General features: G+C 64.8%; 28 protein-coding genes and 1 pseudogene. 12 read left to right on the top strand and 17 right to left on the bottom strand.

Features of this window, described 5'->3' with window-relative positions:
- The 6 genes from JX25_RS10120 to JX25_RS10095 all read right to left on the bottom strand — a co-directional run bounded on the left by JX25_RS10120 (nucleotide 1) and on the right by JX25_RS10095 (nucleotide 4931).
- On the bottom strand, nucleotides 1-645 hold the full coding sequence (locus JX25_RS10120; protein WP_128254867.1) for a transglycosylase SLT domain-containing protein: 645 nt from the start codon (nucleotides 643-645) through the stop codon (nucleotides 1-3).
- A 72-nt stretch (nucleotides 646-717) separates the two neighbouring features.
- Nucleotides 718-2718: a hypothetical protein gene (locus JX25_RS10115; protein ID WP_128254866.1), complete on the bottom strand. Its 2001-nt coding sequence runs from the start codon at nucleotides 2716-2718 to the stop codon at nucleotides 718-720.
- Complete coding sequence (gene motA, locus JX25_RS10110) at nucleotides 2715-3581, bottom strand: flagellar motor stator protein MotA (RefSeq protein ID WP_128254865.1); 867 nt, start codon at nucleotides 3579-3581, stop codon at nucleotides 2715-2717. Before motA ends, JX25_RS10115 begins: the two co-directional genes overlap by 4 nt.
- Before the next feature lie 5 nt (nucleotides 3582-3586).
- On the bottom strand, nucleotides 3587-4150 hold the full coding sequence (locus JX25_RS10105; RefSeq protein WP_128254864.1) for a MotE family protein: 564 nt from the start codon (nucleotides 4148-4150) through the stop codon (nucleotides 3587-3589).
- Nucleotides 4147-4455, bottom strand: coding sequence for a DUF6468 domain-containing protein (locus tag JX25_RS10100; protein WP_128254863.1), 309 nt, complete (start codon nucleotides 4453-4455; stop codon nucleotides 4147-4149). Before JX25_RS10100 ends, JX25_RS10105 begins: the two co-directional genes overlap by 4 nt.
- A gap of 11 nt (nucleotides 4456-4466) precedes the next feature.
- Nucleotides 4467-4931, bottom strand: a complete 465-nt coding sequence (locus JX25_RS10095) for a flagellar basal body-associated FliL family protein (RefSeq protein ID WP_128254862.1) — start codon at nucleotides 4929-4931, stop codon at nucleotides 4467-4469.
- A 121-nt stretch (nucleotides 4932-5052) separates the two neighbouring features.
- On the opposite strand from JX25_RS10095, the gene fliF reads away from it, so the two are divergent.
- The 7 genes from fliF (at nucleotide 5053) to panC (ending at nucleotide 10669) form a co-directional block, all read left to right on the top strand.
- Nucleotides 5053-6579, top strand: coding sequence for a flagellar basal-body MS-ring/collar protein FliF (gene fliF / locus JX25_RS10090; protein WP_128254861.1), 1527 nt, complete (start codon nucleotides 5053-5055; stop codon nucleotides 6577-6579).
- Nucleotides 6576-7154, top strand: coding sequence for a hypothetical protein (locus JX25_RS10085; RefSeq protein ID WP_128254860.1), 579 nt, complete (start codon nucleotides 6576-6578; stop codon nucleotides 7152-7154). The genes fliF and JX25_RS10085 overlap by 4 nt, the downstream gene beginning before the upstream one ends.
- On the top strand, nucleotides 7147-7413 hold the full coding sequence (locus JX25_RS10080; RefSeq protein ID WP_128254859.1) for a FliM/FliN family flagellar motor switch protein: 267 nt from the start codon (nucleotides 7147-7149) through the stop codon (nucleotides 7411-7413). The genes JX25_RS10085 and JX25_RS10080 overlap by 8 nt, the downstream gene beginning before the upstream one ends.
- Complete coding sequence (fliP, locus tag JX25_RS10075; RefSeq protein WP_128255247.1) at nucleotides 7413-8123, top strand: flagellar type III secretion system pore protein FliP; 711 nt, start codon at nucleotides 7413-7415, stop codon at nucleotides 8121-8123. Before JX25_RS10080 ends, fliP begins: the two co-directional genes overlap by 1 nt.
- A gap of 188 nt (nucleotides 8124-8311) precedes the next feature.
- On the top strand, nucleotides 8312-8965 hold the full coding sequence (locus JX25_RS10070; RefSeq protein ID WP_128254858.1) for a L,D-transpeptidase: 654 nt from the start codon (nucleotides 8312-8314) through the stop codon (nucleotides 8963-8965).
- A gap of 61 nt (nucleotides 8966-9026) precedes the next feature.
- Nucleotides 9027-9848 carry a 3-methyl-2-oxobutanoate hydroxymethyltransferase gene (gene panB / locus JX25_RS10065; protein WP_128254857.1) on the top strand — a complete coding sequence of 274 codons (822 nt, stop codon included), beginning with the start codon at nucleotides 9027-9029 and terminating at the stop codon, nucleotides 9846-9848.
- Nucleotides 9845-10669 (top strand): pantoate--beta-alanine ligase, encoded by an 825-nt coding sequence (gene panC, locus JX25_RS10060; protein WP_128254856.1) that lies wholly within the window; start codon nucleotides 9845-9847, stop codon nucleotides 10667-10669. Before panB ends, panC begins: the two co-directional genes overlap by 4 nt.
- A 5-nt stretch (nucleotides 10670-10674) precedes the next feature.
- On the opposite strand, the gene pheT is transcribed toward panC, so the two are convergent.
- The 6 genes and pseudogenes from pheT to JX25_RS10030 all read right to left on the bottom strand — a co-directional run.
- Nucleotides 10675-13062, bottom strand: coding sequence for a phenylalanine--tRNA ligase subunit beta (gene pheT / locus JX25_RS10055; RefSeq protein WP_128254855.1), 2388 nt, complete (start codon nucleotides 13060-13062; stop codon nucleotides 10675-10677).
- Nucleotides 13063-13074: 12 nt separating this feature from the next.
- Nucleotides 13075-14157, bottom strand: coding sequence for a phenylalanine--tRNA ligase subunit alpha (gene pheS, locus JX25_RS10050; RefSeq protein ID WP_128254854.1), 1083 nt, complete (start codon nucleotides 14155-14157; stop codon nucleotides 13075-13077).
- 95 nt (nucleotides 14158-14252) lie between these two features.
- Nucleotides 14253-14615 (bottom strand): 50S ribosomal protein L20, encoded by a 363-nt coding sequence (gene rplT, locus JX25_RS10045; protein ID WP_128254853.1) that lies wholly within the window; start codon nucleotides 14613-14615, stop codon nucleotides 14253-14255.
- A gap of 11 nt (nucleotides 14616-14626) precedes the next feature.
- Nucleotides 14627-14827: a 50S ribosomal protein L35 gene (gene rpmI, locus JX25_RS10040; RefSeq protein WP_128254852.1), complete on the bottom strand. Its 201-nt coding sequence runs from the start codon at nucleotides 14825-14827 to the stop codon at nucleotides 14627-14629.
- Nucleotides 14828-14936: 109 nt separating this feature from the next.
- Nucleotides 14937-16382, bottom strand: a complete 1446-nt coding sequence (gene pyk / locus JX25_RS10035) for a pyruvate kinase (RefSeq protein WP_128254851.1) — start codon at nucleotides 16380-16382, stop codon at nucleotides 14937-14939.
- A gap of 34 nt (nucleotides 16383-16416) precedes the next feature.
- Nucleotides 16417-16638: pseudogene (locus tag JX25_RS10030) on the bottom strand (pyruvate kinase); the annotation flags it as partial.
- Nucleotides 16639-16765: 127 nt separating this feature from the next.
- On the opposite strand from JX25_RS10030, the gene JX25_RS10025 reads away from it, so the two are divergent.
- Entirely contained in the window at nucleotides 16766-17515 is a 750-nt protein-coding gene (locus JX25_RS10025; RefSeq protein ID WP_128254850.1) for an N-formylglutamate amidohydrolase, read from the top strand.
- 51 nt (nucleotides 17516-17566) lie between these two features.
- A complete protein-coding gene (locus JX25_RS14860) occupies nucleotides 17567-17734 on the top strand; it encodes a hypothetical protein (protein WP_164876108.1) in 168 nt (55 codons plus the stop codon).
- On the opposite strand, the gene JX25_RS10020 is transcribed toward JX25_RS14860, so the two are convergent.
- The 3 genes from JX25_RS10020 to dgcN are packed head-to-tail and all read right to left on the bottom strand — an operon-like array spanning nucleotide 17731 to nucleotide 20609.
- Nucleotides 17731-18594 carry a D-amino-acid transaminase gene (locus JX25_RS10020; protein ID WP_128254849.1) on the bottom strand — a complete coding sequence of 288 codons (864 nt, stop codon included), beginning with the start codon at nucleotides 18592-18594 and terminating at the stop codon, nucleotides 17731-17733. The genes JX25_RS14860 and JX25_RS10020 overlap by 4 nt on opposite strands.
- A gap of 2 nt (nucleotides 18595-18596) precedes the next feature.
- Complete coding sequence (dgcA, locus tag JX25_RS10015; protein WP_128254848.1) at nucleotides 18597-19559, bottom strand: N-acetyl-D-Glu racemase DgcA; 963 nt, start codon at nucleotides 19557-19559, stop codon at nucleotides 18597-18599.
- A gap of 48 nt (nucleotides 19560-19607) precedes the next feature.
- Nucleotides 19608-20609 carry an N-acetyltransferase DgcN gene (dgcN, locus tag JX25_RS10010; protein ID WP_128254847.1) on the bottom strand — a complete coding sequence of 334 codons (1002 nt, stop codon included), beginning with the start codon at nucleotides 20607-20609 and terminating at the stop codon, nucleotides 19608-19610.
- Nucleotides 20610-21023: 414 nt separating this feature from the next.
- Here dgcN and JX25_RS10005 point away from each other — a divergent pair, with 414 nt between their 5' ends.
- Nucleotides 21024-21983, top strand: a complete 960-nt coding sequence (locus JX25_RS10005; RefSeq protein ID WP_128254846.1) for an acetyl-CoA carboxylase carboxyltransferase subunit alpha — start codon at nucleotides 21024-21026, stop codon at nucleotides 21981-21983.
- A 33-nt stretch (nucleotides 21984-22016) separates the two neighbouring features.
- Here the strand turns inward: JX25_RS10005 and rlmH are convergent, their stop codons facing one another.
- Nucleotides 22017-22487 (bottom strand): 23S rRNA (pseudouridine(1915)-N(3))-methyltransferase RlmH, encoded by a 471-nt coding sequence (gene rlmH, locus JX25_RS10000; protein ID WP_128254845.1) that lies wholly within the window; start codon nucleotides 22485-22487, stop codon nucleotides 22017-22019.
- Nucleotides 22487-22855, bottom strand: a complete 369-nt coding sequence (rsfS, locus tag JX25_RS09995; RefSeq protein WP_164876106.1) for a ribosome silencing factor — start codon at nucleotides 22853-22855, stop codon at nucleotides 22487-22489. The genes rlmH and rsfS overlap by 1 nt, the downstream gene beginning before the upstream one ends.
- A gap of 511 nt (nucleotides 22856-23366) precedes the next feature.
- Between rsfS and leuC the strand changes: the two genes are divergently transcribed.
- Nucleotides 23367-24794: a 3-isopropylmalate dehydratase large subunit gene (gene leuC, locus JX25_RS09990; RefSeq protein ID WP_128254844.1), complete on the top strand. Its 1428-nt coding sequence runs from the start codon at nucleotides 23367-23369 to the stop codon at nucleotides 24792-24794.
- Entirely contained in the window at nucleotides 24794-25399 is a 606-nt protein-coding gene (gene leuD, locus JX25_RS09985) for a 3-isopropylmalate dehydratase small subunit (RefSeq protein ID WP_128254843.1), read from the top strand. The genes leuC and leuD overlap by 1 nt, the downstream gene beginning before the upstream one ends.
- Nucleotide 25400: the final 1 nt, after the last annotated feature.

Genomic DNA, 25400 nt, shown 5'->3' with positions numbered 1-25400 from the left:
TCAATCTCCGATCAGGCGCATGCCAAGGCCGCCCAGCGGAACCAGAGACCCTGCCGTGCCGCGTCCGCCGCGCAAAAGGGGGAAGCTGTTCTGCCGTTCCGCGCGGCCGACCTGCGGTGCGGCATCCAGCCCTTCGCGAAGCTGGGCAAAACGGGTGCGATAGCGGGCGGCATGTTCCGGCGTCAGCGAATGATAAGCGCCCGCCGCGCGGGTCCAGTCGCCGGTGGCGTCATATTGCCGGCGCAGGAAGCGGGCGGCATAAAGTGCGTTTTCCAACGGATCAAACATGGTGCGCAGATCACTGAACCCGTTCGCATGCCAGCGGTGGTTCAACTGGAAGCAGCCGACGTCGAAATTGCGCGCCCCTTGCCTCAGCGTGTTGGTGGCGAAGGCAAAGGCTTCCGCTTCGGTTTCGAACCAGTGCCCCTCTCCGCCGCGGTTGATGGCCCAGGGCCACGGGCGCAGCGCACCGTCGCGGTGGTGCCCGGTTTCGGTAAGGGTCAGCGCGCGCATCACGTCCAGCGGAACACCTTCACGCTGCGCGGCAATCCGGGCGGCTTGTTCGCACAGCATTGACGGATCGCGCGCCGCGAGCGCCGCCTGCGGCAGCGCAAGCGCGATCATCAGCCATATCCAAGCCTTCATGGGTTTCACCCGTGTTTGTCGCAGCTTCGCCGCCCTTTGCGGGCAGAGTAGGGTCTGAATCTTTCCCAAGCATTACCGTTGCACCTGCGTGCCGGTCAGAAGCGCCTCGATCCGTGCCCGGGTATCCCCGGCCTGCGCGGCAAGGGTGCGCCCATGCCCCAGCGGGCCTTCTTCGGGATGATCGACCGTCAGCAACTCTTGCGTCTGCGCCCAGGCTTCCGAGGGGGAGGGGGCGCGTTTGGGCTGCGCATCCGCACGTGCGCGAAGCGCGTCCGCGTCCTTTCCCGTCAGCCCTGCCAGAAGCCGCACGACCTCGGGCGCATTGCGATCTGCAACGGCAGCCCGCGCGGCAGCCAGACGTTCGGCCTCGGTCGCATCGGGAAGGGTTGCAGCATCGCCGAGCCACCGGACGGCCAGCTCCGGCAGCCCGATATCGGTCAGTCGGTCCGCCAGCGCGATCCGCGTGGCAAGCGGCAGCGCAGGATGCGGGGCGTCCTTGGGCAGGACGGCATGGCGCAAAAGCGTGTTGTCATCGCCCGTGGTCGCCAGCCAGCCCCAAAGCTCGTCCGCGGCCGAACGGGCATGCGCAACCTCGCGGAAGGCGGCTTCGAAATCCCCCGTGGAGGCCAGCCCCAGCACCACCAGCCGGCGCAGGGCCGCGCTGTCACGTTCCTGCGCCAGCGCCTGCAGGGCCACCAGCGTCGGGGCGTCGATGGGCGTTCCCGCCGACAGCCGCCGGTCGGCCAGTGCCACGGTCGCATCGGCAGAGCCGCGGCCGCCTTCGGCAGCAAGGGCGGCCAGATCGGCCTCCCCATCCGTGGCCTGCCGCGCGACGAGCAGACGGGTTTCGGGATCGGGGTCGGGATCGGCCCGCAGCAAGGCGTCCTGCACGATGCGGATGGACTCGGTGTCCTTCCGCCGTTCAAGCCGTTCGAGCAGCAAGGGCGCAAGGGTCCGGCGAAGATGCTGGGGCAGGGCGGTGAAGGCTTGCAGCGCGGCCCCTGCATTTTCCGGCTGCCCCGGACGCGGGGCGGGCAATGCAAGCAAGGCCCAAAGGGCGGCGGGGCCATCGCAATCGGCCATCGGTGCCAGAAGGCCGCCGGGCACCGGCTCCCCGTCCAGAATGCGGGACAGGGCGGAATACAGGCGGCGATCCTCGGCCGGAAGGGAATAGGCCTGCGCAAGCTGCCGCGCCTCCGCCCCGAAACCAAGGTGCAGATAATAACGGACAGCGCGGTCCACGGCTTCCGTGTCGGGAACGTCGAATTCGCCCTCCAGCCCGCTGCGGGCAAGGCCGAGCGCTTCCGAAACCGGCGCCTCGGTTCCCCAGCTTGCAAGGTCGAGACGTTCGGCAGGGATGCAGATGCGCCCCTCGGCCGTCAGGGGTTGCTTGGGGTCAGGAACGAAGCCCGGTTCCTGCTGCACGCGCATCTGTGGCGGCAGGGCCGTCATCTCGGGGGCGGGAGGCAGGCTTTCCACCATGTCCACGACACCGCGTGCGGCACCGTCCGCCAGCTGGCGCAGAACGGCATCGCGGAAGGCGTCCAGTGCGGGAGGGGGTGGGGCCACGTCCGGGTTGCGCGGCAGGGTCGTCCAGTCATAGCCGCGCTCCGGCCGCGAAGTCGGCAGCGCCACCACGTCGCGTTGTTTCGGTTCGGGCTGGCGCGGGCGGGGGCGGTCCGCGACCAGCCGCGCTTCGAAGCGCGAACCTTCCGGTGCGTCGCCGTCGCGGATATCCACGACGATGAGGCCGGGCTCCATCTCGAACGCCGTCGCGTGGCAGGCCGAACAGGCAAGCGCCACCCGCAGCATGCTGCTGCCTTGATCGTGCGACAGCCCGTTGATGCGCTGCTTGCCGATCCTGCGCCAGACACCGGAAAGGTTCAGATCCACCGGCTTGTCCAGCGCCAGTGCATAGCCCTCATCGGTGCGGCCAAGGCGCCAGCCCTGCTGCGAAGGCAGCACCATCGCGAGGCGCGTGAAGCCTTTGTGTTCGCCCGTATGAACGGTAACTGCCTGCCCCCATGCGCCCGAAGCGGCCACGCAAAGTGCAGCGGCAAGAACATTCTTCATGCTGCCTCCTTCAGTCCGCGAAGGGCAGCGTTCAGATCGTTGAAGGCAGGCCGGAAGTGGTGCGGCGTGTTCTGGCGGCCGACTTCGATGCAGATATTGGCCGGGTGGGCGTGCAGGTTGGCCACCAGCACCTCGCGGATCAGGCCATAGAACTGGCCGTCCTCCTCGGCGATGGATTTCAGGCGCGTGGCGAACGGGCCGACAAGGCCATAGGCAAGGAACACGCCCAGAAAGGTGCCAACAAGTGCGCCGCCGATCATGCTGCCCAGAATCTCGGGGGGCTGGTCGATGGCGCTCATGGTCTTGATCACGCCCAGAACGGCGGCCACGATGCCAAGGGCAGGCAAGGCATCGGCCATTGTCTGCAGGGCGTGGCTGGTGGTCATCGCGTGATGAGCATTCGCCTCCATCCGTTTTTCCAGAACCTCCTCCACCTGGTGGGGATCGTCATAGTTCATGGAGCCGGCGCGCAGCGTATCGCAGATCAGGTCCACCGCCTCGTGATCGGCAACAATGCGCGGGTACCGCGCAAAGACAGAAGAGTCGGCAGGGTTTTCGATATGTTCTTCCAACGCGACGGGATTGGCGCGGGCGATGCGGATCAGTTCGAACAACAGGCAAAGAAGATCGCGATAATCGTCGTTCTTCCAACGCGTGCCGCGAAACACCTTCACGACATCACGCAGCGTGGCCTTCACGGTGGCCATGTCATTGCCCAGCAGGAAGGCTCCGGTGGCTGCGCCGCCGATCATCGCCAATTCATAGGGAAGCGCATGCAGAATGACGCCCAGCTTGCCGCCCGCGAGAACAAAGCCACCAAAGACCATGACGAAGATGACGGCGATTCCGATCAGTCCCAGCATAAAGCTTACTCCTTGGGAACGAGGGCGTTGCGTCCGGCCAGCAGCAGGCTGATCGCATAGGCATTTTCAGAAGGCATTCCGGCCAGCACCGCGCCTGCCGCTTCGGGGCGCATCCGGCCGATGAAGCCTGCGGCGAAGTCGGTATCCATCGCGGTGAAAAGCGCGGCGGCGTCCTTCGGGCGCATCGCCTCGTAAACGCTGGTCAGGCGCGAAAGATCTTTTTCCGATGCACCATCGGCGACGGCCAGCGTTTCGGACAGCTTGCTTTCCGCCTGCTGAAGATCCTCCATCCGCCGGTCGATCGCGGCATTGGCCAGATCAAGCGCAGCCAGCCGTTCGGCCAGCGCCGCTTCCTGCATTTCAACCTCCGCCTCGCGTTGGCGCAGCGCCTCGGCCAGTGCGGCGGGCGGTTCGGGGCAGATCGCAGGCGCGGGGGGCATGGCCGGCGCAGATTGGTCCGGAACACGTGCCAGTGCGGTGCTGACGCCCGCGCCAAGGCGTAGCGCCCCGGCCGATCCCATGAACAGCGCCAGAATCACCAGCGCGCCAAGTCCGCGCCGCCGGCTCATTCCGCAGCCTCGCGCGGGGCGGTGGGCAGATCGTGCAGCGAGGCAAGCAGCAGTTCCAGCCGCTGCGCCGCCGCTTCGGCACGGGCCACGCGGTCTTCCAGCTTGTCGGCCGAATCGCCGGCGGTGGCGCGGGCGGCTTCCAGCGCGCGCGTCATCTCGTCCACCTGGGCCGAAAGCACGGCAATGGCACCGCCCATTCCGCCTTCAAGCTCTGAAAAGGCACGCAGGCGGCGGCCAAGAATATAGCAATAGAAGGCAGCCCCAAGTGCGCCAGCCCCCAGAAGCACATCCGTGATCAGGTCCATGACGCTTCCTTTCAGTTCAATACGAATTCGGTCACAAGAAGATCGCGCACCCGGCCCTCGCCGGTCACGATCTGGACGCGGCGCAGCATCTGCGCCCGCAGCCGCACAAGATGGGCGGGATCTTCAAGATCCTCGACAGATACGGCGCGAAGATAGCTGTTCAGCACATCCAGAATGCGCGGCTGCAAAAGTTCCACCTCGGCCTTGTGCTGGGGCGCAACCTCCAGCTCGGCGCGGAAGCGCAGGTGCTGGCGATCCGACGCATCCCCAAGCGAGATGAGCACCGGTTCAAGAGTGACATAGGACAGGGCCGGAAGCCCCACCGCCCCCGCGTCCTTCTGCGCCAGTGGCAGCATCCCCGAATAGGCTGCATAGAATCCGGCAGCGCCCAGCGTCACGGCCAGAACCGCGCCGGTTATCAGGGGCAGGCGCGACTTGCGCGGGGATGGATCCTGCTGGTCTGCGACTTCCGTCATCGGTCTTCCTTCCGCCTTTCTGCGTTGCGGCGGTTATAGGGGCCATTCCACTAACCGATTGTTAAGCTGGATAGTTCAGACAGCCTTCGTGGGCAGAAGCCCGAATATCGGAGGACACGACATGCAGAACGTGCTGTCCCTTTGGGCATCCATGGCGCTGCGGCGCAAGATCGTCATTGTCGGGGCGACACTGGGGATGTTCGCGGCCATTCTTGGTCTTTCACGCATCGCGACTGCACCCGACATGGCACTTCTTTATTCCGGGCTGGAGCCGCAGGCCGCAGGCGAGGTGGTGGGCGCGCTGGAACAGCAGGGCGTTTCATACCGGATCGAGGGCGACTCGATCCACGTGGACGCGGCACAACGCGACCGCCTTCGCATGATGCTGGCCGGGCAGGACCTGCCAAGTTTCGGCGCCGCCGGATACGAACTTCTTGACGGGCTGTCGGGGTTCGGCACCACGTCGCAGATATTCGACGCCGCCTATCTTCGGGCAAAGGAAGGGGAGCTGGCCCGTACCATCCTTTCCATGCCCGAGGTGCGCGCGGCGCGTGTGCATATCGCGCAGGGCAACGACCAGCCCTTCCGTCGCGAGGCACGGCCCACCGCCAGCGTCACGCTGACCACGGCGCAGGGCGGGCTGACACAGGCGCAGGCGCGCGCTTTGCGCTCGCTCGTCTCGGGGGCCGTCGCCGGCATGCGGGTGGAGGATGTTTCCGTGATCGACAGCCGTCGCGGGCTGCTGGACATGGATGAAACGCCCCCCGCCACCGATCGCGCCGAACGCCTGCGCCAGAACGTGGAACGCCTGCTGGCAGCCCGCGTCGGCCCCGGCCACGCGGTCGTGGAAGTCGCGGTCGAACTCGGGACGGAGCGTGAGCAGATCATCGAGCGGCGTTTCGATCCGCAGGGCCGCGTGCCGATCAGTTCCGAAATGGTGGAAAGGACAAGTTCCGATACCCGCCCGTCGGGTGCCGTGACGGTGGCCTCCAACGTGCCTGACGGCGATGCTGCCGGGGATGCGCAGGACGGGCGCAGCAGCAGTTCCGAAACGCAGGAAACGGTGAACTACGAAGTGTCCGAAACGCAGCGCGACCTGCTGCGCAGCCCGGGTGATGTTCGCAGGCTCAGCGTGGCGGTGCTCGTGGATGGGCTGACGGAGACGGCCGAAGATGGCACCACCACCTGGACACCGCGCCCCGAGGAAGAAATGACGGCGCTGCATGACCTTGTCGCCTCGGCCGTGGGGCTGGATACGGCGCGGGGCGATATCCTGACCATCCGCTCGCTTCAGTTCGAACAGGTGGCCCCGCAGGGCACGCTGGCCGAAGAGGGCATGTTCTCGCCCCTCAAGCAGATGAACATGATGCAGATCGTGCAGATCGCGGTGCTGGCGCTTGTTGCACTGATCCTCGGGCTGTTCGTGGTGCGCCCGATCCTGACGCGCCGCCCCGAGGAGCTGGAGGCGCCCGCGCCGGTTCTTGCCCTTCCCGGCACGACCGCCCTCGACGGCGAGCTGGAGGAAACGGCCGACGCCGATGATGACCTGCCCGATCCCGTGGCCCGTCTGCGCCGCCTGATCGAGGCGCGGCAGGTGGAAACGGTGGAAGTTCTGCGTGGATGGATGGACAAGGAAGAACGGACATGATTCCCCTGCGTCTTGAACCTTTTGGCGATGCCAGTGAGGTCGTGGTGACCGATGCTGCCGCGCTGGAAGACGTGCGCCGCGAGGCCCGTGCGGCAGGCCGCGCCGAGGCAGAGGCGGAAATGGCCGCCTCGGCCGAACAGGCAGAGCGGGAGATCGCGGAAACCCTTTCGCGCAGCCTGCAGGACATGGCCTTCGCATGGCACGGTGCCCGAGAGCAGATGATGCAGGCGCTGGATCCGTTGCTGCGCCAGATCCTGAACACCGTTCTGCCGCCCATGGCCGCCGCGGCGCTGGCCCCTGCCGTTGCCGATGCCGTGCTGCCGCTGGCGCAATCGGCCACCGGCCAGCCGCTGCGCCTGTTGCTGCATCCGGAAGATCACGCGGCCATTTTGCCGCGCCTTCCCGATGCGGGGTTCCCGCTTGTGGTGCAAACGGACGCCGCCGTGGCCCGTGGCTCTGCCCTGATCGCAGACGGGCTGTCCGAAACCCTGGTCGATCCCGCGGGCGCGGCAAACGCGATCCTTGCCGCGCTTGATGATTTCTTCACCCTCAATGCCGAGGTCCGCCATGGATGACACCGCCGATAGCCCGTTTTCGCAGGTCCCGATCGAGATCACCGTTTCAGTGGGCAAGGCCCGCCCCCGCGTGCGCGAACTTCTGAACCTTGGCCGCGATGCGGTCCTGACACTGGACCGCCGCGTGGAAGACCCGGTGGAGCTTTACGTCGGCGACAGGCTGATTGCCCGCGGCGTTCTGCAGGAAGGTGAGGGCGACCAGGCCGGCCAGCTTGCTGTGCGCCTGACCGAGGTTGCCGCCGGTGGGGGCGCGCTTTGATCCGCATCGCGCTGGTGCTGATCCTGCTGGCCCAGCCTGCGCTGGCGCAGCAGATCTCCATCGACATGGGGAACGGCGACGCCTCCCTTGCAGGACGTTCGATCCAGCTGATCGCGCTGATCACTGTGCTGAGCCTTGTGCCAGGCATCGCGATCATGGTGACCTGCTTTCCTTTCATCGTGACGGTGCTGTCCATCCTGCGTCAGGCCATCGGCCTGCAGCAGGCGCCGCCAAACATGCTGATGATCAGCCTTGCGATGTTCCTGACCTGGTTCGTGATGGACCCGGTGCTGACGGATGCATGGATCAACGGGATCCGCCCATTAAGTGAGGGGCAGGTGGATCTTGAAACGGCATGGCCCGCGATCGTCGATCCGTTCCGCGCCTTCATGACCGCGCGCATGGATCCGGACGCATTCGCTGCGCTTGCCTCCTTGCGCGAAGGCGCGCCCCCCGTGATCGGGGAGGCGCCGCTGTCGGTGCTGGTTCCGTCCTTCATGCTGTCAGAAATCCAGCGGGCGTTTGAAATCGGCTTCCTGCTGTTTCTTCCCTTCCTTGTGATCGACCTTGTCGTTTCGGCGGTGCTGATGTCGATGGGGATGATGATGGTGCCCCCGGCGATCGTTTCGCTTCCGTTCAAGCTTGCTTTCTTCGTGGTGGCCGATGGCTGGTCGCTGGTCGCGGCGGCATTGGTGCGGAGCTATTCCTGAGGGTGGCCAATCGGCCACGGTCGGTACCGCCCGTATGTGTTGCGGGTTGACCTTGATCGGCCGCAGCGCAGTTTGACCCGTGAATAAGAAGAAGATGGGAATCTACGTTGCGCCTGAAACTCAGACATATAGCCACGGTTGTGTCGCTCGCTTTCCTTACGGCTTGTGCCGCGCCGCCGCCGCAGGTCATGCAAGCGCCCGCAGATCCGCGATATGCCGCCGTTCAGGACGGGGAATACCTGATCCCGGCCGTAAACCCGGCCTTTCTGACGCCAGAAAAGGTGCGCACGGAAGTGGCCTATAGCGGGCCGGAATCGCCGAACACCATCGTCGTCGATCCCTTTACCCGCCGCCTTTACTATGTTCTGCCCGACGGGCGCGCGATGCGCTATGCGGTGGGTGTCGGCCCTGAAGGCAAGGCATTCCGCGGCAATGCGCGCATCGGGATGAAGCGGGAATGGCCCAGCTGGACGCCGACGCAGAACATGATCCGCACGCAGCCGGAACTTTACGCGGAATATGCTTCGGGCCTTCCGGGCGGGCTGGAAAACCCGCTGGGCGCGCGCGCGCTGTACCTTTATCGCAACGGGCGCGACACCTATTACCGTATTCACGGCACGATCGATGATCGGTCCATCGGGCGCGCAAATTCGGCCGGGTGCATCCGTCTGTTCAACCAGGACATCATCGACCTTTACAACCGCGTCGAGCCCGGCGCCCGCGTGAAGGTGCGGACCGAGGCCGAAAGCCGCGAATACGAAGGTATATGGGTGGAGGATGCCAATGGCGAGGTCCACCCGCCCGGGACGGAACTGCCCCTGCTGGTTGCGTCGGCCGGCTGAGGCTGGCGCCCAACGGGGCCTGCCGCTATCACCTTCCCGCAACGCAGCCCGGGGAGGTTACATGAGCGCCAATGTTCAAAGCCGGAGCCTGACGGTTCCGGACATCCTCGGGGCAAAGGGGGCAACTCCGCTCGTTTGCCTGACGGCCTATACCACGCCGATGGCCCGGCAGGTGGATGCCCATTGCGACATTGTGCTGGTGGGCGATAGCCTTGGCATGGTGCTGCACGGTTTGCCGTCCACGCTTGGCGTCACGATGGAGATGATGATCCTGCACGGGCAGGCGGTGATGCGCGGGTTGTCCCGCGCATTTTGCGTGATCGATCTGCCCTTCGGCAGTTACGAGGAAAGCCCGCAACAGGCCTTCCGCAACGCCTCGCGCTTGCTGGCGGAAACGGGGGCCGCAGCGGTGAAGCTGGAGGGGGGCGCGCATATGGCCGAAACGATCGCGTTTCTGGTGGCGCGCGGCGTGCCGGTCATGGCGCATATCGGGCTGACGCCGCAGGCGGTGAACACACTTGGCGGCTACAAGGTTCAAGGGCGCAATGCGGACCGCGAACGTATTCTGGCCGATGCGCAGGCCGTGGCGGATGCCGGGGCTTTCGCCGTCGTTCTGGAAAAGGTCCCGGAATCGCTGGGCCGCCAGATCACCGAGGCACTGAAGATACCGACCATCGGCATCGGCGCTGGCGCAGGATGTGACGGACAGATCCTCGTCGTGGATGACATGCTGGGCCTCTTCGCCGATTTCCGCCCCAAGTTCGTCAAGCGCTATGCCGATCTGGCGGGTGAAGCGGATCGCGCCATCGCCGCCTATGCCGCCGAGGTGCGAAGCGGCGCCTTCCCGGCACCGGAACACAGCTTCGGGGATGCCGTCAAATGATCGTTCGGACTGTGGCCGATCTGCGTGCACAGGTTGCGGCGTGGAAGGCGGCGGGGCAGACCGTCGGGCTGGTTCCCACCATGGGCGCGCTGCATGACGGGCATCTGAGCCTTGTGAACAGCGCCCGGGCCGAATGTGGACGGGTGATCGTGTCGATCTTCGTGAACCCGATCCAGTTCAACAACCCCGAGGATCTGGCGAAGTATCCCCGTGACGAGGCGCGCGACGTGGCCCTGCTGGATGGGGTCGACGCAGTTTTCATCCCCTCGGTGGAGGAGATGTATCCGGCGGGATTCGCCAGCACGGTTCAGGTGGGCGGCCTGTCGGACCTGCTGGAGGGTGCGCACCGGCCCGGCCATTTCAACGGCATGGCCACGGTGGTGACGAAACTGTTCTCGATGTCGCAGGCCGATATTGCCTTCTTCGGGGAAAAGGACTGGCAGCAGCTTCAGATCGTGCGCCGGTTCGTGGCCGATCTGAACCTGCCTATCCGGATCAAGGGCTGCGAAACGGTGCGCGAGGCGGATGGCCTTGCCATGTCCTCGCGCAATCGCAGGCTGACGGCATCGCGCGACGATGCGCGCCTGATGTATGGTGCGATGCGTGATGCGGCACAGGCGATCCGCAGCGGTGTTGCGATCGACCATGCGCTGGATCAGGCACGGCAGGCGCTGCGAAAGGCAGGATTTGCCGAGATCGATTATGTCGAACTCTGTGATGCCGAAACACTTGAGCCGACCGAGACGTTGTCCCGACCGGCCCGTATGCTTGCAGCGGCGTGGATCGACGGCGTGCGTCTGATCGACAACATCGCCGTCTGATGGAGTCAGGCGCGCAATGTCGCGCCTGTTGCCTTTGCCACCTTTTCGATGATCTTGGCGCTGGCCGCCTCGATATCCTTGTCGGTCAGCGTTTTGTCCGTCGGTTGCAGGCGCACGGTCAGGGCGAGGGATTTTTTGCCCTCGGCCTTTTGCGCATCGGTCGCGAACTGGTCGAACACGCGCACGCTTTCGATCAGCGCCTTGTCTGCACCGGCAGCCGCGTTGACAAGCGTCAGCGCCTCCACCTGTGCGTCCACAACAAAGGCGAAATCACGGTCCACCGCCTGCAGGTCCGACAGGACCAGTGCGGGCCGCGTCGGCGTTTTCACCTTGGGATAGGGGATCTTGGCAATGTTGATCGTGAAGGCAACTGCGGGGCCCTTCACATCCAGCGCATGCAGGATGCGCGGATGCACCTCTCCGAACGTCGCCAGCGCGTTCGGCCCCAGACCGATGACGCCAGAGCGTCCCGGATGCCACCAGCCCGCCGCCTTGCGGCTGATCTGCACCTTCGCGGGGGCGCCAAGGGCGGCAAGGATCGCCTCTGCATCTGCCTTGGCGTCGAACAAGTCCACCGGGCGGCGCGATCCGAAGGTGTCACGCACGGCGCTGGCACCGATCAGCAGGCCGGTCGCTTGCAGCACCTGCTCGCCGGGTTCGCCACCCGTAAAGGCGGGGCCAACCTCAAACAGGGCCATGTCGGCGAAACCGCGCGCCTGATTGCGGGCCGCGGCCCGCAGCAGGCCCGGAAGTAGGTCGGGCCGCAGATGCGTCATCTCGCTGCTGATGGGGTTTTCCACCCGCACGGCATCCGCGCCGCCGCCGAACAGCGCCGCATCGCCTGCATTGATGAAGCTGTAGGTGACGCATTCGTTATAGCCGATCGATGCCAGCGTCCGCCGCGCCATCTTCTCGCGCTGTTGCAGCGGCGTCAGGATCGGCAGCGGCACACCGGCAGCGGTGCGGGGCAGGGGTTTGCCCTGCAGCTTGGTAAGGGAAGCAACGCGGGCGATTTCCTCGACCAGATCAGCCTCTCCCAGCACATCCGGGCGCCATGAGGGCACATGGGCCATGTCGCCTTCCAGCCGGAAGCCAAGCGCTTCCAGCGTTGCGCGCTGTTCTTCGGCCGCGATCTCCATCCCGACCAGCGACACGACGCGGTCGGTGTCGAGGCGATAGGCGCGGGCCGTGTCCGGCACGGCACCTGCCACCTGCACCTCCGATGCCTCCCCCCCGCACAGGTCGAGGATCATGCGCGTCGCAAGTTCCATCCCCTCCAGCGTGAAGGCGGGGTCGATGCCGCGTTCGAAGCGATAGCGCGCGTCGGAGTTGATCTTCAGTGCGCGGCCCGTGGTGGCCGTGGTGATCGGATCGAAGTAGGCGGCTTCCAGATAAACATCGGTGGTCGCCTCGTCGCAGCCCGAAACCTCGCCGCCCATGATGCCGCCAAGGGATTCGACGCCGGTATCATCGGCGATGACCACCATGCCGGGGCGAAGGGTATAGGTCTTGCCATCCAGCGCCTGCAGGGTTTCGCCATCCTGCGCGGACCGGACGACCAGATCGCCCTTCACCTTGCCTGCATCGAACACGTGCAGCGGGCGGTTCAGGTCGAAGGTGAAGAAGTTGGTGATATCCACCAGAACCGAGATCGGACGCAGGCCGATTGCCATCAGCCGCTGTTGCAGCCAAGCGGGCGAGGGACCGTTCTTCACGCCGCGGATCACGCGGCCCGCGAACAGGGGGCAGCCTTCGGTTTCCGTGCGCACGGTGATCGGGTTCGGGAAGTTGCCAATAACCGGCTCAACCACCAGCGGCTTCAGCGTGCCAAGGCCGCGCGCCGCCAGATCGCGTGCGATGCCGCGCACGCCAAGGGCATCGGGGCGGTTCGGCGTGATCTTGATGTGGATCATCGGATCGACCGCGCCGGGGCGGTTCGCGGCCAGCCAGTCAACGAACCGCTCGCCGACTTCACCCGAGGGCAGCTCGATGATGCCGTTATGTTCGTCCGAAAGCTCCAACTCACGTTCGGACGCCATCATGCCGTGGGATTCGATGCCGCGGATCTTGCCCACGCCCAGCGTGGTGTCGATGCCGGGAACGTAATCGCCGGGTTTGCACAGCACCACGGTGATGCCTTCGCGAGCGTTCGGAGCACCGCAGACGATCTGCTTTTCGCCTTCATCGGTCTGGACGCGGCACACGCGCAGGCGGTCTGCATCCGGATGCTGTTCGGCATGCAGGACCTTGGCCAGCGTGAAGTTTTTCAGCTTCGCGGCGGGATCCGTGATGCCTTCCACCTCCAGCCCCAGATCGGTCAGGGCATAGGCGATGTCATCAAGGCTTGCAGCCGTGTCGAGGTGGGTCTTGAGCCAGGAGAGGGTGAATTTCATGTCTGTATCTCCTTAGCGGCTCAGCCCGCTGGCAAGGTCGGGCATGTCAAGCGAGGCGAAGCCGTAATGGCGCAGCCAGCGCAGATCGGATTCGAAGAAGGCGCGCAGGTCGGGGATGCCGTATTTCAGCATCGCAAGCCGGTCGATGCCCATGCCGAAGGCGAAGCCCTGCCACTGGTCGGGATCGACACCCGCGGCCTTCAGCACCTTCGGATGCACCATGCCGGAGCCGAGGATTTCCATCCAGTCGTCACCTTCGCCGATCTTCAGCTGGCCGTTCGCCCATGAACAGCGGATATCCACCTCGGCCGAGGGTTCGGTGAAGGGGAAGTGGGACGCGCGGAAACGCAGTTCGACCGAGGGCACCTCGAAGAAGGCACGGCAGAACTCCTCCAGCACCCATTTCAGGTTGGCCATGGAGATGTTCTTGTCGATGGCGAGGCCTTCGACCTGGTGGAACATCGGCGTGTGGGTCTGATCCATGTCCATGCGATACACGCGGCCGGGGGCGATCACGCGGATTGGCGCGCCCTGCTGCGTCATCGCGCGGATCTGCACGGGCGAGGTGTGGGTGCGCAGCACGTGGGGCGGGCGGTCATCGCCTTCCGCACGATGCATGAAAAAGGTGTCATGTTCCTGCCGCGCGGGGTGTTCGGGCGGGATGTTCAGCGCGTCGAAGTTGTACCAGTCGGATTCGACCTGCGGGCCTTCGGCAACGGAAAAGCCCATATCGGCGAAGATGGCGGTCAGCTCGTCCATGACCTGGCTGACAGGGTGGATGGTGCCGAAGCGGCGCGGGCGGCCCGGCAGCGTCACGTCCAGCCATTCGGCGGCAAGGCGCTGTTCCAGCGCGGCATCGGCAAGCGAAGCTTTGCGAGCCCGCAGGGCTGCGTCGAGTTCGTCCTTCAAACGGTTCAGCGCGGCGCCGGTCGTCTGGCGCTCCTCGGGCGTCATCTTGCCCAGCTCGCGCATCTTCAGGCTGATTTCGCCCTTCTTGCCAAGCGCGGCAAGACGAAGCTCCTCCACCGCAGCCTCATCCCCGGCATCCTTGATGCGGTTGAGGTAAGTGTCGCGAAGCGTGTCGATCCCGTCCATGCCGGCCTCCTTGGTCCGGCTTTGGATTAGCCGCAGGGGCGCTGACTGGCAAGGCGGGCAATAAAAAACCCCGCCGAAGCGGGGCTTTTCGAAGATCAGGCGAGGGCTTTTTTCGCCTGGGCCGCGATGGCGTTGAACGCCTCGGGCTCGCGCACGGCCAGATCGGCCAGAACCTTGCGGTCCACTTCGATACCGGCAAGCGCCAGACCGTTGATGAAGCGCGAATAGGTCATCTCGGCGTCGAACAGGCGAACAGCCGCGTTGATGCGCTGGATCCACAGGGCGCGGAACGTGCGCTTGCGGGTCTTGCGGTCGCGGGTCGCGTACTGGTTCGCCTTGTCGACGGCCTGGGTCGCGGTGCGGAAGTTCGTCGAACGGGCGGCGTAGTAGCCTTTGGCCGCCTTGATGACTTTACGGTGACGGGCGTGCGTGACGACGCCGGATTTAACGCGGGACATCTACGCTCTCCTTACCGGTTGTAGGGCATGTATTTCTTGACGATCTTCTCGTCCGAATCGCACAGGATCATCGTTCCCGTGACGTCGCGGATGAATTTCGTCGAGCGTTTGATCATGCCGTGGCGCTTACCGGCAGGACCGGCCTTGACGCGGCCGGAGGCCGTGAAGCTGAAGCGCTTCTTCGCGGCCGACTTTGTCTTCATCTTGGGCATTTTCGTCTCCTCTTGCGAGTTGTGAACGCGCGCCACGGCAATGCCACATCGGCCGGGCGCGCGGGTATCAGGGGGCGGCGTATAAGGTGGAACACCGCCCGCTGCAAGCTTATTCGAACTCGGCGCTGACGATCCGGCGTTCGTCGCAAGGGGCGACGCGCAGGATGTTCGTGGTGCCGGCACGGTTGAAGGGCACGCCGGCGGTCACGACGATCTGTTCATCCTCGGTCGCGAAGCCGTATTGCCGTGCGGCCTTGGCCGCGGCCAGAACCGCCCCCTTGAAGCGGTGCTGTGATTCGGTGATCGCGCAATGGGTGCCCCATGTCAGCGTCATGCGCCGCGCGGTTTCCATCAGCGGCGTCAGCGCCATGATTGGCACGCGCGGGCGTTCACGGGCCACCAGCGACACCGTGGTGCCGGTTTGCGAGAAGCAGCAGATCGCCTTGATCGGCGTGCTTTCCGCAATTTCGCGCGCGGCGGCCACGATCGCATCGGCAACCGAGGCGCGCTTGGCCGAGCGGCTTGCCTCGATCACCTCGCGGTAGGTGCTGTCGCTTTCGACCGAGATGGCGACGTTGTTCATCGTCGTTACCGCTTCCACCGGATAATGGCCGGCAGCGGATTCGGCAGACAGCATCACCGCATCGGCGCCTTCATAGATGGCGGTGGCGACGTCCGACACCTCGGCCCGCGTGGGAACGGGCGAATCGATCATCGATTCCAGCATCTGCGTGGCCACGATCACCGGCTTGGCGGCGGCGCGGGCCAGACGGACCAGGCGCTTCTGGATCGGCGGAACGGCCTGCACCGGCAGTTCCACGCCCAGATCGCCCCGCGCGACCATGATGCCGTCCGACGCTTCCAGAATCGCGTCATAGGCCTTCACGGCGGCCGGCTTCTCGATCTTGGACAGGATCGCGGCGCGGCCCTTTGCCAGGTCGCGTGCCTCGGTCACATCCTCGGGGCGCTGCACGAAGGACAGGGCCAGCCAGTCACAGCCCAGATCGCAGATGAACTCCAGATCCTTGCGGTCCTTTGCAGACAGCGCCGCCAGCGGCAGCACCACGTCCGGCACGTTCACACCCTTGCGGTTCGAAATGGTGCCGCCGACTTCCACCACGCAATTGGCGAAATCGGTGCCGCATTCGTGCACCCGCAGGCGGATCTTCCCGTCATTGACCAGAAGCGAAGCCCCCGGCTCCAGCGCGGCGAAAATCTCGGGGTGGGGCAGGTTCACGCGCGTGGCATCGCCCGGCGCATCCGACAGGTCCAGACGGAAGGGTGCGCCTTCGGCCAGTTCCTCGGAATCGTTTGCGAACACGCCGACGCGCAGCTTCGGGCCCTGAAGGTCGGCAAGGATGCCGATGGGGCGGCCCGTGTCGCTTTCGATCCGGCGGATAATCTCGTGCCTCGCACGGATGTCGTCATGGCTTCCGTGGCTCATGTTCAGGCGGAACACGTCGGCACCGGCCTCAAACAGTGCGCGGATCACCTCGTAGCTGCTGGAAGCAGGACCAAGCGTGGCCACGATCTTGACGTTGCGAAGGCGTCTCATTCAATTCTCCCATTCCTTGGGGATGTTTTGCCCGCTTTGGGCCCTGAAGGTCGGCAAGGATGCCGATGGGGCGGCCCGTGTCGCTTTCGATCCGGCGGATAATCTCGTGCCTCGCACGGATGTCGTCATGGCTTCCGTGGCTCATGTTCAGGCGGAACACGTCGGCACCGGCCTCAAACAGTGCGCGGATCACCTCGTAGCTGCTGGAAGCAGGACCAAGCGTGGCCACGATCTTGACGTTGCGAAGGCGTCTCATTCAATTCTCCCATTCCTTGGGGATGTTTTGCCCGCTTTCGTGTTAGCGCACAACATCCCTCGCAACTGGCTTCGGTTCTCGTCGGGATATAGGGTCAACCCGAAGGAAATGCGACAAGGAGGGCCACGTGCACCCGTTCCGTATCCATGGCGAAAATCGCGACGCCCAGATTCTGGTCACTTGCGATCACGCAAGCAACCGCGTGCCGGGCGATGTGAACGGCGGCGATCTGGGAATCGCGGCCGAAGACATGAACCGCCACATCGCCTTCGACGTGGGCGCGGCCGGGCTGGCGGTGGCGCTGGCGGACCGTTTGGGGGCGACGGCGGTGCTGTCGGATTTCTCGCGCCTCGTCATCGATCCGAACCGGGGAGAGGATGATCCCACGCTGGTGATGCGCCTTTATGACGGCACGATCATCCCCGCCAACCGCCATGTCGATGCGGCAGAGGTGGAGCGGCGGCTGGACACGCTTTACCGCCCTTATCACGCGGCGCTGGCGCGGCTGGCGGCGCGGCGGGACGATACCGTGATCGTGTCGATCCACAGTTTCACGCCGCGCCTGAACGGGCGGGCGCAGCGACCGTGGCATGTGGGCGTGCTGCATTCGCCCCTGAACGACAGGCTGAGCCAGCGGCTGATCGCCCGTCTGCGGGCCGAGCCGGACATCTGCACTGGCGACAACGAACCCTATTCGGGGCACCTTCCGGGCGATGCCATCGATCGCCACGCATTGCAGAAGGGGCGACACAACACGCTGATCGAATTGCGCAACGACCTGATCCGAAGCCCTGCGGGGCAGGCGGCATGGGCGGACCGGCTTGCCCCGGTCGTCGCGGCGGCGGTGGCCGATCTGGATCACGCGATGGCGTTTTGACGTGAGGGTGTGGCAGCCCCATCATTGCCGCACCTGGAACGGAGCCATCCCATGTTGCGACTTTTTGCTGCGATGATCTGCCTTGGGCTGGGCGGCCCTGCAACGGCTCGCCCGCCCGTCGATCTTCCGCATGTGACGCGGGACGCGTCCCGCATGGCGGCCCCCCGCGAAGAGGATGCCGCCGAGGTGTGGTTGCGCGAAAGCGCGCCGCGCCGTTAGATCGCGGCCTTTTTCGCTTCCTCGATGTAAAGCTCGCGCAGGCGGGTGGCGACGGGGCCGGGCGTGCCGCTGCCCACTTTTGCGCCGTCAACTTCCACCACCGGCATCACGAAAGTGGAGGCGCCGGTCACGAAAGCTTCGTCCGCGGCCTGCGCCTCGGCGATGGTGAAGGCGCGTTCCTCGATCTCGAACTGGGCTTCGGCGGCGTATTTCAGCAGCGTGGCGCGGGTGATGCCGTGCAGGATATCGTTGGACAGCGGGCGCGTGATGATGCGGTTGCCCTTCACGATATAAGCGTTGGAGGCGGAGCCTTCCGTCACCATCCCGTCCTGCACGAAGAAGGCGTCATCGCAACCGGCCTTCTTTGCCGCCATCTTCGCCATCGAGGGCCACAGAAGCTGCACCGTCTTGATGTCGCGGCGGCCCCAGCGCAGATCGTCGAATGCGATGACCTTGATGCCCGTCTTGGCTGCGGGCGGGAAATCCAGATCATCGACCTTCTGCGTGAACAGCACGATGCCCGACGGGGTGGTGGCCGGATCGGGGAACACGAAGCTGCGGTCGCCCGCGCTGCCGCGCGTGATCTGAAGATAAACCAGGCCATTGCCGACGCCGTTGCGCGACACCAGTTCGCGGTGGATCGCCAGCAGTTCCTCTTTCGTGACGGGATTGGCCATCCCCAGCTCGTCCAGCGAGCGGGCAAGGCGCGATTCATGCCCGGCGTAATCCAGAAGCTTTCCATCCAGAACCGAGGTCACCTCGTAGACGGCATCGGCCATCAGGAAGCCGCGGTCGAAGATGGAAATCTTGGCTTCCGTATCGGGAAGGTATTCGCCGTTCACATAGACAATGCGCGTCATGGTCATCCCCAGAGTTTCGCGTCAGACGGGTGCACCCCGGCCTGATCGAAGGTCAGCGGGTGCATGCGGTCTTCGGCCAGAAGCAGCGGACCGTCAAGGTCGGTCACCAGCGCGCCTTGCGCCACCAGCAGGGCGGGGGCCATGGCAAGGCTGGTGCCGACCATGCAGCCGACCATCAGGCCATAGCCTTCGGCCAGCGCCGCGCGCTTCAGATCCAGCGCCTCGGTCAGGCCGCCGGTCTTGTCCAGCTTGATGTTGATGACATCGTACTTCCCTTTAAGGTGCGGCAGGCTGGCACGGTTATGACAGGATTCGTCGGCGCAAACAGGCAGGGGGCGCGCAATCTCGGCCAGCATGTCGTCCTTGCCTGCCGGCAGCGGCTGTTCCACCAGTGCCACCCCCATGCGAACCAGATGCGGGGCAAGGTCGGAATAAACCTCTGCCGTCCAGCCTTCGTTCGCATCCACGATGATCTTCGTGTTCGGCGCACCGGCGCGAACAGCTTCAAGCCGCGGCATGTCGCCCTCGGTGCCAAGCTTGATCTTCAGCAGGGGGCGATGGGCGTTCTTGGCCGCTGCCGCGCGCATGTTCTCGGGCGTGTCGAGCGAGAGGGTATAGGCCGTGATCTCAGGCCCCGGTGCGGAAAGGCCCGCAAGTTCCCACACCCGCTTGCCCGTGGCCTTCGCCTCCAGATCCCAAAGCGCGCAATCGACCGCGTTGCGGGCCGCGCCTGCGGGCAGCAGGCCCTGAAGCTGCGCGCGCGTCACGTTATCGGGAAGGGTGGCGATCTGGTCGGCCACGCTGTCCAGCGTTTCGTCATAGCGGGCATAGGGCAGGCATTCGCCCCATCCCGTGATGCCGCCGCGCGTGATCTTCACGGTGATGACCCGGGTTTCCGTGCGCGAACCGCGGCTGATGGTAAAAACCTGCGCAAGCGGAAAGGTTTCGGCGAGAACGTCGATCATGCCGACCTCCTTGGAATGATGCGGGGGCTGTACGCCCCCGGCAGGGTTTCAGATCGCGTCCAGTGCGTCCACCAGTTTGCCGGCCCCGAAGCGGAAAGGATCGGTGGCAGGCAGGCCCAGATCCGCTTCCACCTTCGCGATGTAGGCCTTGGCGTCAGCCTCGTTCATGTGCTGGGTGTTGATGGAATACCCGACGACCTTGCAATCGGGATTGGCCACCCTGGCCAGCGCCAGCGCCATGTCGCGCACCGCCTCCAGCGAGGGCAGCCTGTAATCGGGCAGGCCGCGCATGTGCTCTCGCGTGGGTTCATGGCACACCACCAGCGCATCCGGCTGGCCGCCGTGAATCAGCGCCATCGTCACCCCGGAATAGGAAACGTGGAACAGCGAACCCTGCCCCTCGATCAGGTCCCAGTGATCCGCATCGTTGTCGGGCGTCAGGTATTCCACGGAGCCTGCCATGAAATCCGCAATCACCGCGTCCAGCGGCACGCCGTTGCCGGTGATCAGGATGCCTGTCTGGCCCGTGGCGCGGAAGTCGGCCTTCATGCCGCGTGCGCGCATTTCCTTTTCAACGCACAGCGCCGTGTACATCTTGCCGATCGAACAATCGGTGCCCACGGCCAGCATCCGCTTCCCCGTGCGCTTCTTGCCGTTCGCGATGGGATACTGCACCGATGGCACGCGCACGTCATGCAGCTGGCGGCCATTGGCCTTGGCGGCTGCGACCAGTTCCGCTTCGTCCCGCAGCAGGTTGTGCAGGCCCGACGCGATGTCGAGGCCTTTCTCCAGCGCCTCCACCAGCACCTTCTTCCACGCGGGTGAAATGACGCCGCCCCGGTTGGCCACGCCGATCACCAGCGTCTTGACGCCGGCGGCCACAGCCTCGTCCACCGTCATGTCGGTCAGGCCCATATCGGCCTTGCACCCCTCCATCCGAAGCTGGCCCTTGGCGAATTCGGGGCGCCAGTCCTTGATTCCCTGCGCCACCTTGGCGGCAAGGGCATCGGGCGCATCGCCCAGGAACAGCAGATAAGGCGTTTCGATCATGACGTTTCTCCGGCTGAGGGTCATCGCAGGTTAGAGGCGGTCCCGTGGAATTGGTTCTCTGTTTTTGATCCTGATTCCTTCGGCCGTCGAAGATAATCCGGCACAATGCCCGTATGGCGACAGGATCAGGCGTCGGATGTCCGGAGGGCGCAAGATCCGCGCACCGATATGCTTGGGGGTGCTTTGTAAAGAATTGTTGACAGAACGCCGGAATCACCATCACTCTACCGCTATGGTTGATCACGGGATCAGCAACGGAATACCCGGTCGTCGGTGCGGGGAGGCACTTGGCGACATCGAGGGGAGGGAGGCGCGCCTCGGAGGAAACTCCGGGGCGTTGCCATGTCCGGCCTCGCGGTTGCATCGCGCGTTCGGGGCGGGCATATAACGGCAAGCATCCACAGGGACGACGCAATGCAGTATCTGGAATTCGAAAAGCCGCTTGCCGAGATCGAGGGCACGGCAGAAGAGCTTCGCGCAATGGGCCGCCAGAACGAGTCCATGGATGTGGAAAAGGAAGCCGCCGCCCTTGACCGCAAGGCCGAGACGATGCTGCGCGACCTTTATAAGGGCCTGACGGCGTGGCAGAAGACGCAAGTGGCGCGTCATCCCGAACGTCCGCACTGCAAGGATTACATCGACGCGCTGTTCACCGAGTTCACGCCGCTGGCCGGCGACCGGAACTTCGCCGATGATCATGCCGTGATGGGCGGCATCGCGCGGTTTCACGATCAGCCGGTCGTGGTCCTCGGCCACGAAAAGGGCAATGACACCAAAAGCCGGATCGAGCGGAACTTCGGCATGGCCCGCCCGGAAGGTTACCGCAAGGCGATCCGCCTGATGGACATGGCCGACCGTTTCGGCCTGCCAGTCATCACTCTGATCGACACGCCCGGCGCGTATCCCGGCAAGGGTGCCGAAGAACGGGGCCAGTCCGAGGCCATCGCCCGTTCCACGCAGAAATGCCTTGAAATCGGCGTTCCGGTGCTGGCCACCGTGATCGGCGAAGGGGGCTCGGGCGGTGCTGTCGCATTCGCTGCGGGCAACCGCGTCGCGATGCTGGAACATTCGGTTTATTCCGTGATCTCGCCCGAGGGGTGCGCGTCCATCCTGTGGAAGGACGCCGAAAAAATGCGCGAAGCCGCCGAAGCGCTCCGCCTGACGGCACAGGATCTTCAGAAGCTTGGCGTGATCGACCGCATCATCCAGGAACCGCTGGGCGGCGCGCAGCGTGCCCCCGCAGAAACGATTCAGGCGGTCGGAAAGGCCATCGCCACGATGCTGAAAGAGCTTTCGGGAAAAAGCGGCAAGGAGCTGATCGCCGATCGCCGCAAGAAGTTCCTTGAAATGGGCAGCAAAAGCCTCGCTGCCTGATCACGGAAGGGTGGCGCGGGAAGCCGCGCCGCCTTATGCCCGGTGATACGGGCTTCCCGACAGGATCGATGCCGCACGGTAAAGCTGTTCGGTCAACATGACCCGCACCAGCATATGCGGCCAGACCATGCGCCCGAAGGACAGTGCGAAATCCGCCCGCTGGCGGAAGGCGGGCGCAAGTCCGTCCGCCCCGCCGATGACGAAGGCGACATCCTGCCGCCCGCCATCGCGCCATTTTGCAAGCTGATCGGAAAATTCGGGGCTGTTCAGCGTTCGACCCCGTTCATCCATCACCGCCACCAGCGCGCCGGCGGGCAGGGCGCGAGACAGCAGGTCGGCTTCCGCCTCCATGCCGCCACCCTTGCGATCCTCCACCTCGTGCATGGTCAGTGGACCAAGGCCAAGGGCGCGGCCGGTGCGGTCGAAGCGGGTGACGTAATCATCCACCAGATCACGCTCGGGGCCCTGCCGCAGCCGGCCCACAGCGCAAAGATGCACCCGCATCAGCCGGGCTGGTGTTGCTGGTCCGAAGGCAGCCACATCTTTTCAAGCTGGTAGAACTCGCGCACTTCGGGGCGGAAGACGTGAACGATGACATCGCCCGTGTCGATCAGCACCCAGTCGCCGGTTTCCTTGCCTTCGACCTTGGAGACGCGGCCGAAGTCGCGCTTCACGTTGTCGGTCAGCTTTTCGGCGATCGAGGCCACCTGGCGGGACGACCGGCCCGAGCAGATGATCATGTAATCGGCCATGTCGGAACGACCGCGCAGATCGATCTGCACGATTTCCTCGGCCTTGTCATCGTCAAGCGATTGCAGGACGCGGGCAAGCATCGCCTCGCTTTGTGCGTCATCGGTTTTGGCCACGGTCATGTCAGGACGCGGCCCGACCGGCAACCCGGTCGCAGGATCGGAATGAGACAGGACATTGTCCTCCAGTTATCTTGCGCGGAAAAGGCCCCGCGCCACATCCCGACGATACCATCAAGGGGCCGCAACCTCAACGCCGCTTCAACGGGCGGGCAGGGGATGCGGCGCAGAGGCGAAAAGGGCGCATATCATGGCGATTATGGGACCTTTCGCCCCGCCCTCGCGGGGCGCTGATCCAATCATGATCACGGCATCCGGCGGGAAGCAAAGCCGCAGTCTTCATGTCATGATCCGATCGCTTTCGAGAACCTTGCCGGGGACGGCAATCCTGATATGATCGGCAGTATGCAAGGGTTCATCTATTTCAACATCACCGACCATGCCCGCCTTCCGGCGCGGTTCTTCGGTGCGACCCGTAACGTCCTCGCGCGGCTTTGATGCGGCGGGCTGCCTTCGCGCATCCCAGACGCCGCTGATCCCAAACACTCAAAGCCATTCCGACACAGGACGAGCCATGACCGCTCAGGACAAACCGCGTACCCTTTACGACAAGATCTGGGACGACCACGTCGTCCAGCAGGATGCCGACGGCACCTGCCTGCTGTATATCGACCGCCATCTGGTGCACGAGGTGACCAGCCCGCAGGCCTTCGAAGGGCTGCGCATGGCGGGCCGCACCGTGCATGCGCCGGGCAAGACGATTGCCGTGCCGGATCACAACGTCCCCACCACTGCGGGCCGCGAAACGCATATCGAGAACGAGGAGGGGCGCATCCAGGTCGCCGCCCTCGATACCAATGCCCGCGCGACGGGCGTGCATTATTACCCCATCGACGACGTGCGTCAGGGGATCGTGCACATCGTCGGCCCCGAACAGGGCTGGACGCTGCCGGGCATGACGGTGGTTTGCGGCGACAGCCACACCGCCACGCATGGCGCCTTCGGTGCGTTGGCCCACGGCATCGGCACGTCGGAGGTGGAGCATGTTCTGGCCACCCAGACGCTGATCCAGAAGAAGTCCAAGAACATGAAGGTAGAGATCACCGGATCGCTTCCCCCGGGCGTGACGGCCAAGGACATCACCCTGACGGTGATCGGCCTGACCGGCACGGCAGGCGGCACCGGCCATGTGATCGAATATTGCGGGCAGGCGATTCGCGAACTGTCGATGGAAGGCCGCATGACCGTCTGCAACATGGCGATCGAAGGGGGTGCCCGCGCTGGCCTGATCGCGCCGGACGAAACGACCTTCGCCTATTGCAAGGGCCGCCCCAACGCGCCGAAGGGCGAACAGTGGGATGCCGCCGTCGCCTATTGGAAGACGCTGTTTTCCGATGAAGGCGCGCATTACGACAAGGTCATCACCATCCGTGCCGAGGATATCGCCCCTGTCGTGACATGGGGCACCTCGCCCGAGGATGTGCTGCCCATCACCGGTGTTGTTCCGGCACCGGAAAGCTTCGCGGGCGGCAAGGTCGCTGCCGCGAAACGTTCGCTGGAATACATGGGGCTGGAGGCCGGCCAGAAGCTGGACGAGATCGAGGTGAACACGGTCTTCATCGGCTCCTGCACCAATGGCCGGATCGAGGATCTGCGCGCCGCGGCCGAGGTTCTGCGTGGCCGCCGCGTCAAGGACGGGATCCGCGCGATGGTGGTTCCCGGATCGGGGCTGGTGCGTGCGCAGGCCGAACAGGAAGGCATCGCGCAGATCTTCATCGATGCGGGTTTCGAATGGCGTTTGGCAGGCTGCTCCATGTGCCTTGGCATGAACGATGATCAGCTGTCGCCCGGCGACCGTTGCGCCGCGACGTCGAACCGCAACTTCGAAGGCCGTCAGGGCCGCGGCGGCCGCACCCACCTGATGAGCCCCGCAATGGCGGCGGCAGCGGCGGTGACGGGCCGCCTGACCGATGTGCGCGACCTGATGGCGGAGGCTGTTTGATGGAAAAGTTCACCCAACTGACGGGCGTTGCCGCCCCCATGCCGCTGGTCAACATCGACACGGACATGATCATACCCAAGCAGTTTCTGAAGACGATCCTGCGGTCGGGCCTGGGCAAGAACCTGTTCGACGAGCTGCGATTCGATGCGGACGGTAACGAGAATCCCGGTTTCGTGCTGAACCAGCCCGCCTATCGTCAGGCCGAGATCCTGATCGCGGGCGACAATTTCGGTTGCGGATCGTCGCGCGAACACGCGCCTTGGGCGCTTCTGGATTTCGGCATCCGCTGCGTGATCTCCACCAGCTTTGCCGACATCTTCTTCAACAACTGCTTCAAGAACGGCATCCTGCCGATCACCTTGCCGCAAGACGTTGTGGATGTGCTGATGGAAGATGCCTCGCGCGGGGCCAATGCCCGCATGACCGTTGATCTGGAGCGTGAGGTGGTGACCACTTCGGACGGGAAGGAGTTCGCGTTTTCGGTCGATCCGTTCCGCCGCCATTGCCTGCTGAACGGGCTGGACGATATCGGCCTGACGATGGAAAAGGCCTCCGCCATTCAGGGGTTCGAGGCGAAGATGGCCACCGCCCGTCCCTGGATCTGAT

The sequence above is a fragment of the Falsirhodobacter deserti genome (assembly GCF_004015795.1).
GTDB lineage: Bacteria > Pseudomonadota > Alphaproteobacteria > Rhodobacterales > Rhodobacteraceae > Falsirhodobacter > Falsirhodobacter deserti.
Note: the sequence above shows the minus strand (reverse complement) of the source record. Positions and strands in the feature narration are given on the sequence as shown.